The 17,603-nt window shown below is 45.1% G+C and carries 19 protein-coding genes; 14 read left to right on the forward strand and 5 right to left on the reverse strand.

The features are described from left to right. Nucleotide 1: 1 nt before the first annotated feature. Nucleotides 2-859: a class II fructose-bisphosphate aldolase gene (locus BS63_RS0103395; RefSeq protein WP_019775839.1), complete on the forward strand. Its 858-nt coding sequence runs from the start codon at nt 2-4 to the stop codon at nt 857-859. 9 nt (nt 860-868) lie between these two features. Then, nucleotides 869-1,471 (forward strand): P-loop nucleotide/nucleoside kinase family protein, encoded by a 603-nt coding sequence (locus tag BS63_RS0103400; protein WP_002961692.1) that lies wholly within the window; start codon nt 869-871, stop codon nt 1,469-1,471. A gap of 106 nt (nt 1,472-1,577) precedes the next feature. Here BS63_RS0103400 and BS63_RS0103405 read toward each other — a convergent pair whose 3' ends face one another. The 3 genes from BS63_RS0103405 to BS63_RS0103415 all read right to left on the reverse strand — a co-directional run bounded on the left by BS63_RS0103405 (nt 1,578) and on the right by BS63_RS0103415 (nt 4,265). After that, nucleotides 1,578-2,006 (reverse strand): hypothetical protein, encoded by a 429-nt coding sequence (locus BS63_RS0103405; protein ID WP_002961690.1) that lies wholly within the window; start codon nt 2,004-2,006, stop codon nt 1,578-1,580. Nucleotides 2,007-2,295: 289 nt separating this feature from the next. Beyond that, complete coding sequence (galU, locus tag BS63_RS0103410; RefSeq protein ID WP_002961687.1) at nt 2,296-3,198, reverse strand: UTP--glucose-1-phosphate uridylyltransferase GalU; 903 nt, start codon at nt 3,196-3,198, stop codon at nt 2,296-2,298. 38 nt (nt 3,199-3,236) lie between these two features. Next, the gene (locus BS63_RS0103415) at nt 3,237-4,265 is read right to left on the reverse strand and encodes an NAD(P)H-dependent glycerol-3-phosphate dehydrogenase (protein ID WP_002961685.1); all 1,029 of its coding nucleotides are present in this window, start codon (nt 4,263-4,265) and stop codon (nt 3,237-3,239) included. A 317-nt stretch (nt 4,266-4,582) separates the two neighbouring features. On the opposite strand from BS63_RS0103415, the gene BS63_RS0103420 reads away from it, so the two are divergent. The 7 genes from BS63_RS0103420 to BS63_RS0103450 all read left to right on the forward strand — a co-directional run bounded on the left by BS63_RS0103420 (nt 4,583) and on the right by BS63_RS0103450 (nt 11,205). Continuing rightward, on the forward strand, nt 4,583-5,029 hold the full coding sequence (locus tag BS63_RS0103420) for a dUTP diphosphatase (protein WP_002961683.1): 447 nt from the start codon (nt 4,583-4,585) through the stop codon (nt 5,027-5,029). A gap of 8 nt (nt 5,030-5,037) precedes the next feature. Beyond that, nucleotides 5,038-5,502, forward strand: a complete 465-nt coding sequence (locus BS63_RS0103425; RefSeq protein ID WP_002961681.1) for a cysteine hydrolase family protein — start codon at nt 5,038-5,040, stop codon at nt 5,500-5,502. Nucleotides 5,503-5,585: 83 nt separating this feature from the next. Beyond that, a complete protein-coding gene (gene radA / locus BS63_RS0103430) occupies nt 5,586-6,950 on the forward strand; it encodes a DNA repair protein RadA (protein WP_028798434.1) in 1,365 nt (454 codons plus the stop codon). Beyond that, nucleotides 6,947-7,684 (forward strand): 23S rRNA (guanosine(2251)-2'-O)-methyltransferase RlmB, encoded by a 738-nt coding sequence (rlmB, locus tag BS63_RS0103435; protein ID WP_002961675.1) that lies wholly within the window; start codon nt 6,947-6,949, stop codon nt 7,682-7,684. The genes radA and rlmB overlap by 4 nt, the downstream gene beginning before the upstream one ends. Before the next feature lie 916 nt (nt 7,685-8,600). Then, nucleotides 8,601-9,113 carry an NYN domain-containing protein gene (locus BS63_RS0103440; protein ID WP_004205759.1) on the forward strand — a complete coding sequence of 171 codons (513 nt, stop codon included), beginning with the start codon at nt 8,601-8,603 and terminating at the stop codon, nt 9,111-9,113. Between the two features lie 215 nt (nt 9,114-9,328). Then, nucleotides 9,329-10,189 carry a DegV family protein gene (locus tag BS63_RS0103445; protein ID WP_004205757.1) on the forward strand — a complete coding sequence of 287 codons (861 nt, stop codon included), beginning with the start codon at nt 9,329-9,331 and terminating at the stop codon, nt 10,187-10,189. A gap of 260 nt (nt 10,190-10,449) precedes the next feature. Continuing rightward, nucleotides 10,450-11,205 (forward strand): CPBP family intramembrane glutamic endopeptidase, encoded by a 756-nt coding sequence (locus BS63_RS0103450; RefSeq protein ID WP_004205755.1) that lies wholly within the window; start codon nt 10,450-10,452, stop codon nt 11,203-11,205. Between the two features lie 377 nt (nt 11,206-11,582). Here the strand turns inward: BS63_RS0103450 and proC are convergent, their stop codons facing one another. Beyond that, nucleotides 11,583-12,353, reverse strand: a complete 771-nt coding sequence (gene proC, locus BS63_RS0103455; RefSeq protein WP_004205752.1) for a pyrroline-5-carboxylate reductase — start codon at nt 12,351-12,353, stop codon at nt 11,583-11,585. 61 nt (nt 12,354-12,414) lie between these two features. Continuing rightward, entirely contained in the window at nt 12,415-13,482 is a 1,068-nt protein-coding gene (gene pepA, locus BS63_RS0103460) for a glutamyl aminopeptidase (RefSeq protein WP_004205750.1), read from the reverse strand. A gap of 268 nt (nt 13,483-13,750) precedes the next feature. On the opposite strand from pepA, the gene BS63_RS0103465 reads away from it, so the two are divergent. From BS63_RS0103465 to BS63_RS0103485, 5 genes are all read left to right on the forward strand, one after another. Beyond that, nucleotides 13,751-14,041, forward strand: a complete 291-nt coding sequence (locus BS63_RS0103465; protein WP_004205748.1) for a DUF4651 domain-containing protein — start codon at nt 13,751-13,753, stop codon at nt 14,039-14,041. Further along, a complete protein-coding gene (locus BS63_RS0103470; RefSeq protein WP_004205745.1) occupies nt 14,034-14,351 on the forward strand; it encodes a thioredoxin family protein in 318 nt (105 codons plus the stop codon). Before BS63_RS0103465 ends, BS63_RS0103470 begins: the two co-directional genes overlap by 8 nt. Before the next feature lie 21 nt (nt 14,352-14,372). Beyond that, nucleotides 14,373-14,999, forward strand: a complete 627-nt coding sequence (gene ytpR / locus BS63_RS0103475; RefSeq protein WP_004205742.1) for a YtpR family tRNA-binding protein — start codon at nt 14,373-14,375, stop codon at nt 14,997-14,999. A 112-nt stretch (nt 15,000-15,111) separates the two neighbouring features. Continuing rightward, nucleotides 15,112-15,507, forward strand: coding sequence for a single-stranded DNA-binding protein (locus tag BS63_RS0103480; RefSeq protein ID WP_002962590.1), 396 nt, complete (start codon nt 15,112-15,114; stop codon nt 15,505-15,507). 835 nt (nt 15,508-16,342) lie between these two features. After that, a complete protein-coding gene (locus BS63_RS0103485) occupies nt 16,343-17,137 on the forward strand; it encodes a Cof-type HAD-IIB family hydrolase (RefSeq protein WP_028798435.1) in 795 nt (264 codons plus the stop codon). The last annotated feature ends 466 nt before the right edge of the window (nt 17,138-17,603 follow it).

Genomic DNA, 17,603 nt, shown 5'->3' on the forward strand with positions numbered 1-17,603 from the left:
GATGTATAAAACTTTAAAAGAAATTACAGATTATGCAGACCAACTAAATATGACAGTCGGTGCCTTCAATATGCACAATTTGGAAATGCTCCCAGGAATGATAAGGGGGGCACAGGAACTTGGTCTGCCAATCGTGATTCAAACTAGTGTGGCAACGGCCCAATATATTGGTTACGATGTTATCGTAGCGGTCTGTAAACAGCTGGCTAATAATGATTTGGTTGATGTGGCCCTTCACTTAGATCACGCCAGAGACTTTGATGCCATTAGGGATGCTATCGAGGCTGGTTATTCGAGTGTCATGTTTGATGGCTCAAATTTACCCTTTAAAGAAAATATTGCCAAAACCAAGGCGGTTGTAGACTATGCTCATGCCAGAGGAGTTTCTGTAGAAGGGGAGCTTGGCACCATTGGAGGAACTGAGGAAGGTATTTCGGTTTCTGACGATGATAAAGAGTACACTAGACCTAATGATGCTGTTCGCTTCCTAGCAGAAACTGGTGTGGATGCTCTGACAGTTGGAATTGGAACTAATCACGGTCAATTTAAATCTAAAACCAATGTCCAAATCCCTTTGCTTAAGGAGATTCATAATCTTGTTGACGTTCCCCTGGTTATCCACGGTGGGACAGGAGTTAAGGAAGAAGATTATCCAGAATTAATCAATAATGGTATTAGAAAATTCAATGTTGGAACCGAACTCTTAGTCGGTTGGACAGCAACGGCTAAGGAAACATTTGGAGCAACCGAGGTAAATAAGTCTTTACGTTACAATATTATTCCTTGTAACGATAAGGTCAAAGAAATTGTCAAACACAAATTAAGCCTCTTCATGAATGAGGAGAGTCCTCTAAAATAGGAGACAGTAATGAAAAAGTATTTACTATTGATTGCTGGCCCACCCGCAACGGGGAAATCTTATCTTGTTAACTTAATTGAAGAAGAGCAACCAGATTTATATAAAATAAGTCCTGATGAGCTAAAAGACTCCATTGCGGATAGCAAGGGGTTTAACTGCTTAGAAGAAAAATCAGCTTTGGAAAAAATTGTATGGAAATCCTATTATCAAGCTTTAGAGGCTTATATGATGGTGGGGAAGAAGATTATCGTTAGTGAATATCCTTTTTCTGATAAACAAAAGCCAAGTTTGGCGGATTTAGCAAACCATTATTCTTATGATGTGATTACGATTAGGTTAGTAGCCGATTTTGAAGTTCTTTGGCAGAGACGATATCGTCGTGATCGAGAAAACAGTAGGCATCTAAGTCACATTATGACCCATTATCATTATGGTGATAACTTGATTAATCGTGAAGACGCAGACAATCATATTACTAAAAAGGAATTCTTAGATATTATTACCAATAGAGATTATAACCATTTTCAATTAGGTCAACTATTTGAATTTGATGTTAGTGATTTCTCAAAGGTTGATTATTCTGACCTTTTGTCTTATCTTGCGAAATTATAACTCCGTTATTAATAGAGAAAATAAATATTCTAATCTCCATCTAGCAATAACTTTCGGAAGTCAAAAATTGGCCCCACTAGCAATGTGGGACCTATTTTAACTTTAACTAGGGTTCTTTCATCGTATGGCGTTTTCCTGCAGCGATAGCCTCGCTCTCTTTCATTTGAACGACACGACTCCTGTTAGTGTTGCCCGGCATATTACCCATTGAGTACCAATAGACATCAGCCGTCCCATCACGGGCCACGTAGACGGTAGGGTCTTGTTCTTGAGGACTGGTCTCTTGGTCAGGAGCCTGAGGAGCAGGCTGGGGTTGACTAGAGGGTTCAGATGAACTATGCTTCGTTTTTCTTGTCCTTTTTGTCTTTCTTGTCTTTTTAGATTTCCTTACCTGTTTCGCTTTTACACTAGAGAAATGCCGAGTTGACTGGGTAGAACTTGGGGATAGTGTATTAGAGCTAACATCAGATTCACTAATAACTGACAAACAAAAGAGGCTTACAAATGTTATGAATAAATAGGTAATTTTTTTCATCAATTCTCTCCCAATTAACTATGAAAACGTTTGCAAGTCTATTATACAAGCTTTAGCGGGAGAAAACAAGAGATTTTTAAAAAATTACAAAAAGATTATAAAAATGATTGCTGAGTTAAGACCAAAACGGTCAATCTGAATAAGCAAAGAAATTCCTTACTCGAAATCAGTAGCAAAGAAGTAGGCTAACCGGATATTTATTGAATTTGAACAATAATAAACCACCCTAAGCCAATGTTGAGGGTGGCTCAATTTTCTTACTAGTTACTTAGGAGACTGGGATAGCCTCTTACTTTTCTTCCTTGCCAGCTAGTTCCTTACCAAGCTCAATGATGTAATCCTTGAGGTCATCCTTGACTTGAGGGTGCTGGAGGGCGTAATCGATGGAGGTCTTCATGAAGCCGAACTTATCACCAACGTCATAGCGTTTACCGGTGAATTCACGGGCAAAGACCCTTTGCGTTTTGTTTAGGGTGTCAATGGCATCGGTCAGCTGAACTTCATTGCCTGCCCCAGGTTCTTGGGTTTCTAAGATTTCAAAGATTTCCGGTGTCAGGAGGTAGCGGCCGATAATAGCCAAATCACTTGGGGCATCCTCAGGATTTGGTTTTTCGACAAAGGTTTCTACGGAATAGAGTCCGTCATGGCCCTGGCCTTGAGGTGCAATGACTCCGTAAGCAGAAACTTCGTCGTGGGGCACCGGCATAACGGCGATAGTAGAAGCATGGGTTTCCTTGTAATCGTTGATGAGCTGCTGAGTCAAAGGAACAGCCTTGTCATCGGTAATATCCATCAGGTCATCACCCAACATGACAACGAAAGGTTCATCGCCGACAAATGCCATGGCTTGCAGAACCGCATCTCCTAAACCACGTGGATGGCTTTGGCGGATGAAGTGAAGATTGATAGCCGTTGTATCATTGACCAGCTTGAGCAGGTCAGTTTTACCTTTTTGCTCCAAGTTGTATTCCAATTCGAAGTTGGAGTCAAAGTGGTCTTCGATAGAGCGTTTAGCCTTACCTGTCACGACCAAGATGTCTTCAATTCCTGACTTAAGGGCTTCCTCAACGATAAATTGGATAGTCGGTTTATCCACAATCGGCAACATTTCTTTGGCCAGAGCCTTGGTTGCTGGTAAGAAACGGGTTCCCAATCCAGCTGCTGGGATAACAGCTTTTCTAACTTTAGTCATACTATCTTTCGTTTCCTTCTTATTTATTTTTCTTCCGTTTATTTTTTATTATCCTGCCATTCATTTTCTGAACGCAGTTCATTGGACATCATATTAAAGATAGATTCCTTGATATCGGCTCCTTCGTAGATGGCCTTGTAAATGGCTGAAGTAATTGGCATGTAGACACCCAGCTGTTGAGCAAGTTCATAGGCCACCTTGGTGGTTGAAATTCCTTCGATGACCATACCCATATTGCGCTCAACATCTTCCAGTTTTTCACCGCGACCTAGTGCATCCCCAGCCCGCCAGTTGCGGGAGTGAACGGAGGTTCCGGTAACAATCAGATCCCCAACTCCAGACAGACCGCTGTAGGTTAGAGGATTGGCTCCCATTTTAACCCCAAGACGGGTAATCTCAGCTAAGCCACGAGTAATGATGGCAGCCTTGGCATTGTCGCCGTAGCCCATACCATGCAGGGCCCCAGCTCCGACAGCAATGATGTTTTTCAGGGCTCCAGCGGTTTCCACACCGATAACATCCTGATTGGTATAGAGGCGGAAGTAATGGTTACTGAAGATTGCTTGAACATACTTAGCGGCTTCCAAATCTTTGGAGGCCGCCGTAATCAGGGTGATATCGCGGACAATGGTTTCTTCGGCATGGCTCGGTCCTGAGACAACCACGATGTCGCTGCGCAAATCGGCAGGAATTTCTTCCTCCAGAATGGTTGAGAGACGTTCGTGAGTACCAGGTTCTAGCCCCTTAGAAGCGTGCATGACGACAACCTTGTGGTCGAGGATTTCCGCTACCTGCTTGGCGACCAGACGGGTCACCTTGGTTGGCACGACAAAGAGAATGGCATCAACCCCATCTAGGGTTTGGCCCAAATCCTTGTAAGCCTTAATCTTTTCATCCAGCACAATATCCTTGAAATAAAGGGTATTCATGTGCTTCTCATTGATTTCATCAATTTGTTCAGGGATATTTCCCCAAATGCGGACCTCGTGCCCATTGTCATTGAGAACCTGGGCAAGGGCAGTCCCCCAAGAACCCGGTCCCAAAACAGCAACTTTTTGTTTTGTCATAATAGGTCTCCATATCATAGTATCGCCTTCATTATATCATATTTAATGGTCGCAAAGAGAGGAAAAAAGGAAGGAGTTTTAGGAAATTGAGAGAAATAGGCTTTAGGTCATTATATCTTTGGTTCCAGCCCTGTATGAGCCTAGGAAGGTAGAAGAGAAGAACTATCAAAATTCAGTTTTGGAAATTTGATGCGTATAAATTATCGGACTGGGAAATTTTCCCTAGAAAATCACGAGATAAGCTAGTTTTTTCCTTTTTATTGCCGAATATCTTAGTGTATAATAGGAAACAGTAAAAAACTGTTGTGAGGTTAAATATGGCGAAAATTCGTGGTTTCGAGCTGGTCAGCTCATATGACAATCAAGATCTGCTTCCCAAGCGGGAGACGGCTCATGCGGCTGGTTACGATTTGAAGGTGGCAGAAACTACCCAAATTGAGTCAGGGCAAATCGTCCTGGTACCGACGGGGGTCAAGGCCTACATGCAACCAGGAGAGGTTCTCTATCTCTATGACCGCTCTTCTAATCCTCGCAAGAAGGGGCTGGTTTTGATTAACTCGGTTGGGGTAATTGATGGCGACTACTACGGTAACCCCAATAACGAGGGCCATATTTTTGCCCAGATGCAAAATATTACCAATAAAAAGGTGAGTTTAGAAGTCGGTGACCGGATTGTTCAGGCCGTCTTCGCCCCTTATCTGGTAGCGGATGACGACCAAGCGACCGGCACTCGTACCGGCGGTTTTGGCTCAACGGGGAAATAGGTGACAAGATGTCAGACTATCTATTGGTGATTGACATGCAGGATGATTATGTAGGTCCGGGAAAGCTCCATTCCAACCCCGACCTTGTTGGGGCCATCAATAACAAGATTGTAAGCTATCCCCAAGACAGGGTTGTCTATATTGTCAATCGTTTTTTCTGGGAATTTAGCCGGCAGGAAAAGAAGCTAATTGCGCCCCTACTCAAGGTCTCCAATCAGGTCTTTGAAAAGCGTCGAGCTTCCTGCTTCACTAATCCAGAACTCTTGAAATTTTTAAGGGACCATCAGGCTCGCTCCCTTGAATTTGTTGGTGTAGATGGCAATTGCTGTGTTAAGCATTCGGTGCTGGCATCAGCAAAACTGGGCTTTGAGACGACCGCAGACTTGTCCGCAATCGGTGTAGCTAACAAGAAGCATTTTCCAAAAACCAAGAAGAAATGGGAAGTTGCAGGGGTTAGAATTACCTCTGACTAATTCCGACGAGCAAGTAAGATAGACTTGCTTATCTTCAAGTTGTCAAGTCCTCAAGCAAATCATGGAAGAAAAGGAGTTTTATTATCGCTAAGAAAAAATCAACCTTTGTCTGTCAGGAATGTGGCTACAATTCGCCCAAGTATCTGGGCCGTTGTCCCAACTGTGGTTCCTGGTCCTCCTTTGTCGAAGAAAAGGAAGTCGAAGAGGTCAAGAATGCCAGGGTTTCCTTGACAGGCGAAAAGACCAAGCCAACCAAGTTGAAAGATGTTTCCTCCATTGATTATGCTAGGACCAAGACGGATATGGATGAGTTCAACCGTGTCTTGGGGGGTGGTGTCGTGCCAGGCAGTCTGGTCCTTATCGGTGGGGATCCCGGTATCGGGAAATCCACCCTACTCCTGCAAGTCTCCACCCAGCTGGCTAATAAGGGAACGGTCCTCTATGTTTCTGGGGAAGAATCTGCCGAGCAAATCAAGCTTCGTAGCGAGCGACTAGGTGATGTTGACAATGAGTTCTATATCTACGCGGAGACCAATATGCAAAATATCCGCACGGAGATTGAGCGTCTGCAACCAGATTTTCTAATTATCGATTCCATCCAGACGGTTATGAGTCCCGAAATTACTAGTGTTCAGGGCTCGGTTTCCCAGGTCCGAGAGGTAACTGCTGAGCTCATGCAGCTGGCCAAGAGTAATAACATTGCTACCTTTATCGTCGGGCACGTGACCAAGGAAGGGACCCTAGCTGGTCCGCGGATGTTGGAGCACATGGTGGATACAGTTCTCTATTTTGAAGGGGAACGCCACCATACCTTTCGAATTTTGCGGGCGGTCAAAAATCGTTTCGGTTCAACCAACGAAATCGGTATTTTTGAGATGCAGACGGGCGGTCTGGTTGAGGTCCTCAATCCCAGCCAGCTCTTTTTAGAGGAACGTCTGGACGGGGCAACGGGATCGGCTATTGTTGTCACCATGGAAGGAACCCGGCCCATCTTAGCCGAGGTGCAAGCCTTAGTCACACCGACTGTTTTTGGTAATGCCAAGCGAACCACGACAGGATTGGATTTCAATCGGGTTAGCCTGATTATGGCCGTATTGGAGAAACGCTGTGGACTCCTTCTGCAAAATCAGGATGCCTACCTCAAGTCGGCTGGTGGGGTCAAATTGGACGAGCCTGCCATCGACCTAGCTGTGGCAGTCGCCATCGCTTCCTCCTACAAGGAAGCACCGACCAATGCCCAAGATGCTTTCATCGGGGAAATCGGTCTGACTGGTGAAATTCGTCGGGTCAACCGTATTGAGCAACGCCTCAATGAAGCTACCAAACTGGGCTTTACCAAGGTTTACGCTCCTAAAAATGCCTTGCATGGCATTGTAATTCCTAAAAACATCCAAGTCATTGGCGTTTCAACCGTCGGGGAAGTATTAAAGAAAGTATTTAAGTCATGACAGAAAAACAAGCAAATGATGTCGTCTATGGGGTTCACGCCACCATCGAGGCCCTGGAGGCCAACACCGGCAATAAACTCTATATCCAGAATGACCTGAGGGGCAAGAATGTCGATAAAATCAAGGCTCTAGCGGGTCAAAAAAAGGTGGCCATTTCCTGGATACCCAAGAAAACCTTGTCCGAGATGACTCAGGGAGCGGTCCATCAGGGCTTTGTCCTGCGGGTTTCCCAATTTGCCTATAGCGACTTGGCGACCATTTTGGCCAAGGCGGACCAGGAAGAAAATCCCCTAATTTTGATTTTGGATGGTCTGACCGATCCCCATAATTTGGGGTCCATTCTTCGGACGGCTGATGCGACGGGCGTGGCTGGAATTATTATCCCCAAGCACCGAGCAGTCGGTGTCACCCCTGTTGTTGCTAAGACCTCGACAGGAGCGGTGGAACATGTGCCTATTGCTCGGGTAACCAATCTCAGCCAGACCCTAGATAATCTCAAGGCGGAAAATTATTGGATTTTTGGCACCGATATGGACGGTACGCCTAGCCACAAGTGGAATACCGCGGGCAAGATAGCCCTGATTATCGGCAATGAGGGTAAGGGAATTTCGGCCAACCTCAAGAAGCAGGTTGATGAAATGATTACCGTTCCCATGACTGGCCATGTCCAAAGCCTCAATGCCAGCGTGGCTGCAGCTGTTCTTATGTATGAAGTCTTCAGAAACAAGCTTTGAATGACTTTGCCCTAGCCCAGAGTGGGGGGCGGGTGAGCTAGATTGGAATAATCCCAGTCAACCTATCTATTACTCTGAGCTTTCTAAAAGTAGATAGCATTCTGGGCTCAGATGCCTGTAGTCTTCTGTGCTCAGACTTAGGTTTAGATAGGGTAAGCCTCTAGCTCTGCTTTCGCTCCTAGCACAAACTATCAAGGCCACCTCTTGGCCTTTTTATACTCTTTAAGGTTCAAAACCTGCTATTTTTTGCTTCAGCATGGACACAATTCGCTAAGATGCCGAGTACTTTAGTTAGATGACTGAAGGATAAAGTGATACTTTCGCCAAAGTGGTAGATTAGCAACAAGCACGGCCGTTGCTAATAATGGGAATTTTGAGAGAGATTTAGTCCGGTGGACTAAATCTGCCTGAGCTTAAAAACTCGAAAGCGAAGGGGCTCAAAATTTATCACGGGGCAAAGCCATCAGCTACTAAAGTAGCGATGTCTAACGCCAATCTCAATAGTGATTGGCTAGCCCCCTGATTAACTCGGTTAGGCCAGTAAAATCGGCTAGCCTAACCTCATGTCGTAATGAAACTCCGGAATTGAATGCGCCTACACCACTGTGGAAAAAGAGAAATCTGCCTTGGAGCTCTATTAGCTCCTTCGTCAGTCTTCCTATTTTCCTTTGCGGTGCTTAACGGCTCTGTATCTTGTGAGGAGTTTGCTTGCGTCCGCACTTTTTAACGACATTCCCTTTTCAAAATTGATATTATTTTGAAAAGGGAAATAGTAAGGTAGCTAGGTAAGTCGCTCTAGCGATTACCGTAGTTCATCAGGGATTTTAATCGCTGATGAACTTACTACGTTAGAAAGTATCAAAAATGAAAGTTTTGATGTTAAATGAGTATAAATTCACTCAAAAAGGAGGTTGCCATGAAAAAGAAGATTCTTTTGGTTGATGGCTACAATATGATTGCCTTTTGGCGGGAGACCTATCAGCTCTTCAAGACCAACCAGCTGGATGCTGCTAGGACCATCCTCCTGCAAAAGCTCAGTCATTATGCTAGTTTTGAAGATTTAGAGATTATTTGTGTCTTTGATGCCCAGTATGTTCCTGGCAGTCGCCAGAAATATGATGACTATGCTTTGACGGTTGTCTTTACTGAGGAGAATGAAACGGCTGATTCCTATATTGAGCGGATGGCGGCTGAGCTCAACAGCCCCCTCAATCGGGTTGAAGTGGCCACCAGCGACCTTAATGAGCAATGGACCGTCTTTTCCCAAGGAGCCCTGCGAGTCTCTGCCCGAGAGCTGGAGGAGCGGGTCAATGTGGTCAAATCAGACTTGGACAAGATGTCTAAAACTATTGACCTCTACACCCCTCGCCTAGGTTCGCTTGATGATGACCAGTTGGATAAGCTCCGCTCCATTTTGGACGACCTCTAGGACCTGAAAAGGACAAGTGACTAAGGGGTCTTACTTTTAAGTAAAAAAAATGGAAAGCCGTTGATTTAGAGGGATAAAATCATTTACAAATGCTCCAAAGTCGGTTATGCTAGTCTCTGGAGAGAGAAAATCAAATAATTCTTTGAGCATCAAAGCATTCCCATTCTTTGGTCTGCTTTTGGTATCCATTGAATTCTAGAAAAACGGAGGTTGGCATGACTTTTAAAATCATTACTGATTCGACTGCCGATTTAGACGAAAACTGGGCCCAGACTCAGGATATTGATATTCTCGGATTAACGATTACCCTAAATGATAAAACCTACCCCACAGCTGGTCCTGACCGGATTAGCAGTGAGGAGCTATTGCAGGCCATGAAAGATGGCGGTAAGCCAACGACCAGTCAGGTTAATGTCGGCCAATTTGAAGCTAGCTTTAGAAAATACGCCCAAGCAGAGCGACCAGTTCTTTATCTGGCATTTTCATCGGTTCTTTCAGGGACCTATCAGTCCAGCCAGATTGCTAGAGACTTGGTCTTAGAGGACTATCCAGAAGCCATCATTGAGATTATTGATACTAGGGCAGCTGCTGGCGGTGAGGGCTATCTTTCCATACTGGCGGCCCAGCTGCGAGACCAAGGGGCTAGTCTAGATGAAGTCAAGGCCAAGGTTCTGGATATTTTGCCTCGCCTGCGGACCCATTTCTTAGTAGATGACCTCTACCATCTTATGCGAGGGGGGCGATTGTCTAAGAGCTCTGCTCTGATTGGAAGCCTGGTCAATATAAAACCTCTTCTTTGGCTGGATACCGAGGGCAAGCTAGTTCCTCTGGCCAAACTGCGTGGGCGAAAAAAAGGTATCAAAGAGATGTTGACTCGGGCGATGACAAATGTGGAAGCTAGCACCGCTATCGTTGCCTATTCCAATGATGAGGCCAGCGCTCAAGACCTCAAGGAAAAATTGTTGGATAGTCCTGTTATTTCAGAAGTTCTCATCATGCCCCTAGGCCCAATTATCTCAGCTCATGTCGGCCCTAATACCCTGGCTGTCTTTACCATTGGCCATGACCCCCGTTAAATCCCAGCCTCGCGAGAAATCTCAAGATACAACGAACAAAGCAAATCTAGAATTGAGAAATCTTGCTTTGCAACGGTAGCCACCACCGCGGTCTGCCTATGCCTCTCACTAACTTCAAAAGAAAAGCATCACCACCGGCTTTCCTTTTTTCGTGTCGTCACGCATAAAGTCACTCTGCTGTCTTTTAGTTGAGTGGCTACGAAAGTTGCTAGTGCAACTTCCTATATTCCTGACTGACTCCAACCAGACAGTAAAAACGATTGTATCGTTATCATGTCGCTTCGTTAACTCACTTTGACCTACCTGCTGAAGGAAAACAAAGCCTTCTCCTTAAAACAGTTTTAGACAAAATCACTTGGATTTTCTTAGCCTTCTTTATTTTTTATTTAGACTTCAGCATGCAGAGTCTCTTGCTTGGCGGCAAAAATTTACATAATATGGGAGTTTCCCTGATTGCTAGTTTCGGATTTATTCTGGTGTCAGTTTTTCTTCTTCTCTTGATGCGGAAGCTCCAAGAACCACTATCCTTAAAGCCTTTGGCAACCACGAAATTTTCCCTATACTTTACAGCTTTTCCTGCTGTCATGGTTATTAATTTTTTGGGTAGCCTTGTGCGCATGTTTATGACTCACTCGACTACAAGCGCCAACCAAGCAGCTCTCAATAATCTGGAGATGCCATTTTACTTGTACTTCACTTTGGCAGTGCTTTTTGCGCCAATTGTTGAAGAACTCATTTTCCGAAAGTGTCTGCTGGAGAAGGTCTTTGGCTTTGATGGCTGGCTCAAGTGGGTTGGTTGGATTGTGACCGCCTTTCTCTTTGGCTACTTCCACCTCTACAGCGATCCTGGCGATATTGGTGGCTGGATTTCTTATGGAGGCATGGGGCTAGTCTTTGGCTTCGTCGCCATGCAGTCTAAGCGAATTGAGTACAGCATTGCCATCCACATGTCCATGAATGCTTTTGTTGTTCTGATGGGGTTTGTCGCGACATTGTTGCAACAACTTGCTCACTAGGATAAATAATTAAGATTAAGGTCGAGGAAGATAAGCTAGTCCCGACCTTATTTTTTGCCGGCAAAAAATGAAAAGAAGAATTTAAGAGCGAAAATTTACTTTTTACTGCAATCCCTGTCAAGAAGACAGTCAAATAGAGGATAGTTTAAGCAACCTTATTCCCGAATTCTAAAGGAGTCCGATTCTTGGCCATGCTTATAATTTAGCTGAAGAAGAAGTCTTGTCCGTTCAATATCACTTAGTTGAGGATTGTTATCTGCTGACTGACTGATATGCTGAAAGCACAGCCTTTTCTTGAATAAAAATATCCTCAGAAACCGAAATTCTGAGGAGTTTTACGAGTTCTAAAAGAAAAATTTTTAAGGCTATAGTTAATCCTAGAGTTCCTTGGCCCGAGCGATGGTCGCATCAATGCCGGAAATGACGGAAGCTGTTAAACCGGTCTTTTCCAAATCGGCTAAACCTGCAATGGTGGTGCCGCCAGGGCTGGAAATTTTATCCATCAAATCGTGGGGACTATCCTGACCTTGGCTGAGATTCTGAGCACTAGCCAGGACCGTTTGGGTCACGATGTCCACGGCTCGATTCTTAGGTAGTCCGTGTTTGACACCAGCCAGGGCTAAGGCTTCCATGAAAAGGTAGATATAGGCTGGACTAGAACCAGCCAAAGCCGTAAAGCTATCAAAGTCCTTTTCAGCAATCTCAAAGGTCGAGCCAAAGCTGTTGGTGATGGTCTTAGCCAGGTCCAAGAGTTGGTCATCCACCTGTTGATTGCGACAGATAGCCGTCGTACTTTGTAAAATCTGGGCATTGATATTGGGCATAATCCGAATCAGAGGCAGGCTTGGGTCGGTCAGTTCAGCCAAACACTCTAGGCTAACTCCAGCTGCCATGGACATGATGGGTTGGTGGAAAGTCAATTTGTCCAGAACTGAAGGCAGGACCTGAGGCTTGACAGCCAGGACAATCAGGTCAGCTTGGGTCACCAATTCGCTGTGTTGGGCTAGGGCTCTGACACCCAGTTCTTGGGCCTGACGGGCTGTTTTCTCAGGGTCCCGCCCTGCCACTAAAATCTCAAAGTCCGTTTTTTCTAGGCCCTTGATAATGGCTGTTGCCATCTTTCCTAGGCCGATAAATCCAATTTTCATAGTTCTAACCAAGACTTGCCCCGCTTGTATTCCAAAGAGCGGTCAGTCCAGTCCCTTTCCGTTAATAATTTTTGATAAGATCGACCGTTGAGCGGTCTAATTTTTTGAGGATGGCTTGCAAGAAGGCCTGAGCCTGATAGAAGTCGTCCAAGCTGTAAAGGGTTTGGTGGGAATGAATATAGCGGGCACAGACTCCAATGGTAGTCGAAGGTACACCACTATTTTGCAGGTGGGCAGCACCAGCATCGGTGCCACCTTTAGCGGCATAGTACTGGTACTTGACACCGGCTTCCTCCGCCGTTGTTAGCAGAAAGTCCCGCATATTGGCCAGCATAACATGGCCTGGGTCGTAGAAACGAATCAGCGTCCCATCGCCGATTTTGCCCTGTTCGCCATAGACGTCCCCGGCTGGCGAACAATCAAGGGCAAAGAAGAGCTCGGGGTCAAACTTGGTTGTCGAGACATGGGCTCCCCGCAGGCCAACCTCCTCCTGAACATTGGCTCCAGCAATCAGAGTGCTGTCCAACTGGCTATTTTTCAGACTTTCCAAAGCTTCAATCACCATGAGAATACCGTAGCGGTTGTCCCAGGCCTTGCTGATGACATTTTTCTGATTGGCCGTCAGAATGGCCTGACTATCAGGGACAATGATGTCGCCGGGCGTGATGCCAAAACTTTCAGTCTCTGCCTTATCGCTAAAGCCGCCATCAAAAATAATATCAGCGACCGTTGGCAGACTGGCTTGGCCCTTTTGGCCCCTTAGGAAATGTGGTGGAACCGAGCCTGAAATAAGGGGCAGTCTCTGACCAGAACGACTTATCAGGGTGAAGCGTTGCGAGGAAATCACCAAGGGATTCCAGCCACCGATGGCCACCGCCCGCAGGGTTCCGTCTTCCTTGATGTGGCTGACCATAAAGCCGACCTCATCCATGTGGGCTGCAATCATGACCCGAGGGGCTTGAGGTTCGGAGCTCTCCTTGATCCCAAAGAGGCCACCGAGACCGTCGGTTTCAATCCTGTCAACATTGGGGGCAATGGCCTGACGCAGGTAGTCTCGCACCTGCCCTTCATGGCCAGCCAAGCCCTTGAGACTGGTCACTTCTTGAATTTTACTAAATAAGTCTGTCATGACATCCTCGCTTTCTTATACTAATGAAAATCAAGATTTACCAAGGCAACGAAGTACAGACAGCTTTAAAGGTCTGGGAGACCTTTTGAAGTTGGAAATGGTGGAAACTTTGCTTTCCTCAGCAGAAACGGCAAAGTGAGTTAACGAAGGGAAATTTTGATTTTCGAAGGCTCTTAGTCTTATTTTAGCATAAAGCTAGCCATATGGCTGTCTCGCCTTGATTTTCTGTCTGTCGCCAAAGCCTTCTATTTATGATAAAATGAAAGACATGAAAAATAAGAAATTACTGCTGGCTGCCAGTCTGGCGGGTCTAGCAGGCCTAACAGCTCTAGGCTATGGTCTACAAGCAAAACTGGCCGACCGCAGGCAGGCCAAAATTTTGGCTGAAATCAGGGCTTATTTCAGCCAGATGGGGGACATTCAGGTTCTCTATATCAAGGATTACGAGAGCCAGGGGTCCAGTCTGTCAGGTGGTCTGGTCTTTGAAGATGGTCGTGTCCTTGATTTTGCCTATGATGCTGGCGATATTTTTTACAGTGAGGGTGATGCAGATGCTTAAACCAGACACTTATGAAGAATTAGCTACCTATTTGGAGCGAGAAGGCCGGATTGTCTTCTTGTTTACAGCGGACTGGTGCCCCGATTGTCAATTTCTCTATCCCTTCTTGGATGAGCTAGAGGCTAACAATCCAAGTCTGACCTTTGTCCAAGTGGACCGGGATGATTTTATGCTCCTGGCCCAGAAGTGGGATATTTTCGGCATTCCCAGTCTCATTGTCGTGGAAAATGGTCGGGAAATTGGCCGTCTGGTCAATAAACGCCGCAAGACCAAGGAAGAAATTAACCGCTTTTTAGCAGGATTAGAATAAAAAGAAGGAAGTCGCATCGCCATGATTTTTGCCTACAATAAAGAACAAGTCGGAGATGTCCTCATGGTCATCCTCCAAGATAGCAAGCCAATCGCCCGTCAAGTTGAGCGGAAAGGCAAGGTTGCCCGTGTTTATGCTGAAAAAGACGGTCGCACTCTGGCTTGGAATATTTTTGATGCCTCTAGCCTAATTGATTTGACGGGGAATGGTCAAGTTTTCCCTAGCGATAAGGATCTAGAGATTATCAATCAGGAATTGGCCCAGGAAGGCTTTGAGGAAAGGCTAGAAGCTACCCCAAATCCAGTCTTTGTCGTCGGTCAGATTAAGGAAATGGAAGCTCATCCAGACAGCGACCACCTCAATATCTGTCAGGTGGCTATTGGTCCAGGCCGGACCATTCAAATCGTGGCCGGAGCTCCCAACGCTGCTGTCGGACTCAAGACTATCGTGGCCTTGCCAGGTGCCATGATACCTAGTGGCAGCCTGATTTTCCCAGGCAAGCTCCGCGGTGTTGACAGCTATGGCATGATGTGTGCCCCCCGCGAATTAGACCTGCCCAATGCTCCCCAGAAGCGAGGCATTATCGAGCTAGATGATGCAGCCGTTGTTGGAGAGGCCTTCAATCCCGCCAAACATTGGCAAGGCTAAGGTTAGCCAAGCCTTCTATTCGCTAGAAAAATCTATAGAATTCAGAGGAAAAACAGAAAATTTTTCCTTTTTTTGTCTCCTTTTACGAATATAAAAGTAAGGAGGTGAACCTATGTATAACAAAGTCATTCTTATCGGTCGTTTGACAGCAGCTCCCGAGATGGTTAAAACACCCTCGAATAAATCTGTTACTCACATTACTCTAGCGGTTAATCGCCGTTTTAAAACTCAGGATGGCGAGCGGCAGGCTGACTTTGTCAATGTTGTTTTCTGGGGCAAGTTGGCTGAAAGCCTAGTTTCTTATGCCGGCAAGGGCAGTTTGGTTTCCTTAGATGGGGAAATTAGAACCCGCCACTACGAAAAGGATGGCCAGACCCACTATGTAACTGAAATCCTAGCCCAGTCCTTCCAGCTGCTAGAAAGCCGTGCCCAACGTGCCCTGAGGGAAAACAATGGAGCCAGTGACCTAACCGACCTAGTCCTCGAAGAAGAGGAACTCCCTTTCTAACATCCATTTTCTTTGTCCAATGTGATTCCCACTTCCCACAAGAAATCACATGAAAATTAGTCACCTGAGTTTGTCCATCGCTTGGGTGATTTTTGCTTTTCTCTAAAAAACTAATACTCATTAATCTTCAAAACTTTTAGCTGACGTCTCTGGCCTTGTTTAATCTTGTTAAAAAGGCACAAGATCCTAGCAAATGACGTAAGGATAGAGAGATACTTTCGCCAAAGTGGCATTATTAGCGACAACTGTCTTGTCGCTAATAACGGAAATTTTCGAGACAGTGGCTCGAAAATTAGCAATGAAACTCTGGAGGAGTTTGCTTGCGTCCGCACTTTTAAACGACATTCCATTTTCAAAATCGATATTATTTTGGAAATGAAAGAGTAAGGTGGCTAGGTAAGTCGCCATAGCGATTACCGTAGTTCATCAGTGATTTTTAATCTCTGATGAACTTGCTGCGTTAGAAAGTATCAAAATTGAAAGTTTTGATATTTGTTGAGTATAAAAGTGCCTATTGAAGAGAGACTGTTGGTAAAAAATAACCTTTAACTGACTAACCGTCAGCAGTGATGATTGCCTGACTAGCTCCTCCTTAAGCCCATAAAGTTGCTAAAATCGACCAACTTTATGGGGTAGGACACGAAACCGCAGATAATCCTTAGCTAGGGCAAAATGAGTTAACTAGGAATTTCTACCTGTCATCCCTAAATCCTAGCTACTATCCTGTGGGCAATGGGGTTTGACCACATACCCTTTCTTCTTAATTTCATAGTGAAGGAAAACAAAACCTAGAAAATGTTATAATGAAGGTAATTTAGGTCAAGGAGAAAAACTCATGCAAATTATTTTCAGTGACATAGATGGGACTCTGCTTAATCAGGAACATCAGGTGACTCGGGCAACGGCAAGAGCCATCAAGGCATGCGTAGATAAGGGACTATATTTTGTCCCCATCTCAGCTCGGATGCCGGAGGCTATTCGCCCAATTATTGATGAGATTGGTATCCCCAGCCCCATCATCGCCTATAATGGGGCCCTGATTCAGGCCCAGGATGGTACGGTTGTCGATAGCAAGATTATGGCCATGACTGAGGTCCTCTCGGTCTGCCATACCATTGAAAAGTTAGGCCAAGATCTAGCTTGGAATATCTATAGTTACAAGGCTTGGTATTCTTCCCAACAGGCCCACAATTTGGTTCACAATGAAGAAGTGGTCGTTGGCCTCAAGTCTCAGATTGCCGACCTGGACCAGTTGGCTAGCCTCAAGGAGGCCCACAAGGTCTTGGTTATGTGTCCGCCTGAGCGGACTGAGCAAGTCTTGCAGGCGCTAAAAGAAGACTATCCTGACCTGTCCATTGCCAAATCCCTCCCTCATCTGATTGAGGTCATGGCGACAGGTATTGACAAGGGTCAGGCTGTTAAGGCTCTTGCGGACTACTATTATGTGCCAATTTCTGAAACCATAGCCTTTGGCGATAACTATAATGACTTGGAAATGTTGGAGACCGTCGGTCAAGGTATCCTTATGGGCAATGCCCCTCAGGCCCTACAGGAAAGAATCGGAAAAGTCACGCTCGACCACAACCACGATGGCATCGCTCAGGTCTTAGAAAAAGAAATTCTCAAGTAAAAACTTGCCAGAGCTTGCCTTTGCAAAAATTAAGATCAGCCTCGCCATTAGAGACCTTCCTAGCCTTCCTTATCAGGTTAGTGATTTCCCTACCTAAGTAATTTAGAAAACTCTACGCGAATACTAAGTTAAAATCAAAATCTGACATTGTTTTCAAGTAGAAAAACTTTGTTGCGGGTTAATCTGCAAACGAAGTGAGCACAAACTGATATTTTCGCCGTAGTGGAATTTTCAGTGATAACAGAGGTATCACTGAAAACGGGGTTTTTGGGACTTGGGCTCAATCTTAAGAATGAAACTCTCAAAAAGAGTTTGCTTCCGTCCGCACTACTGTAAGAAAATATCAAAAATCGGATTTTGAAGTTTGATATGTATAAAATAGAGTTTTTTTCTTGACTAATTTTGACCAAATGATAGAATAATAACTGTAGCTAGCACTCGGATGATTAAAGTGCTAAAAAATCTT

It is taken from the genome of Streptococcus sobrinus DSM 20742 = ATCC 33478 (assembly GCF_000686605.1).
In the GTDB taxonomy this organism is placed as follows: domain Bacteria; phylum Bacillota; class Bacilli; order Lactobacillales; family Streptococcaceae; genus Streptococcus; species Streptococcus sobrinus.

Coding starts and splice junctions, on each gene's coding strand:
- BS63_RS0103395 (WP_019775839.1), top strand. CDS start 2: ATGTATAAAACTTTAAAAGAAATTACAGATTATGCAGACCAACTAAAT.
- BS63_RS0103400 (WP_002961692.1), top strand. CDS start 869: ATGAAAAAGTATTTACTATTGATTGCTGGCCCACCCGCAACGGGGAAA.
- BS63_RS0103405 (WP_002961690.1), bottom strand. CDS start 2,006: ATGAAAAAAATTACCTATTTATTCATAACATTTGTAAGCCTCTTTTGT.
- galU (WP_002961687.1), bottom strand. CDS start 3,198: ATGACTAAAGTTAGAAAAGCTGTTATCCCAGCAGCTGGATTGGGAACC.
- BS63_RS0103415 (WP_002961685.1), bottom strand. CDS start 4,265: ATGACAAAACAAAAAGTTGCTGTTTTGGGACCGGGTTCTTGGGGGACT.
- BS63_RS0103420 (WP_002961683.1), top strand. CDS start 4,583: ATGGCGAAAATTCGTGGTTTCGAGCTGGTCAGCTCATATGACAATCAA.
- BS63_RS0103425 (WP_002961681.1), top strand. CDS start 5,038: ATGTCAGACTATCTATTGGTGATTGACATGCAGGATGATTATGTAGGT.
- rlmB (WP_002961675.1), top strand. CDS start 6,947: ATGACAGAAAAACAAGCAAATGATGTCGTCTATGGGGTTCACGCCACC.
- BS63_RS0103440 (WP_004205759.1), top strand. CDS start 8,601: ATGAAAAAGAAGATTCTTTTGGTTGATGGCTACAATATGATTGCCTTT.
- BS63_RS0103445 (WP_004205757.1), top strand. CDS start 9,329: ATGACTTTTAAAATCATTACTGATTCGACTGCCGATTTAGACGAAAAC.
- proC (WP_004205752.1), bottom strand. CDS start 12,353: ATGAAAATTGGATTTATCGGCCTAGGAAAGATGGCAACAGCCATTATC.
- pepA (WP_004205750.1), bottom strand. CDS start 13,482: ATGACAGACTTATTTAGTAAAATTCAAGAAGTGACCAGTCTCAAGGGC.
- BS63_RS0103465 (WP_004205748.1), top strand. CDS start 13,751: ATGAAAAATAAGAAATTACTGCTGGCTGCCAGTCTGGCGGGTCTAGCA.
- BS63_RS0103470 (WP_004205745.1), top strand. CDS start 14,034: ATGCTTAAACCAGACACTTATGAAGAATTAGCTACCTATTTGGAGCGA.
- ytpR (WP_004205742.1), top strand. CDS start 14,373: ATGATTTTTGCCTACAATAAAGAACAAGTCGGAGATGTCCTCATGGTC.
- BS63_RS0103480 (WP_002962590.1), top strand. CDS start 15,112: ATGTATAACAAAGTCATTCTTATCGGTCGTTTGACAGCAGCTCCCGAG.
- BS63_RS0103485 (WP_028798435.1), top strand. CDS start 16,343: ATGCAAATTATTTTCAGTGACATAGATGGGACTCTGCTTAATCAGGAA.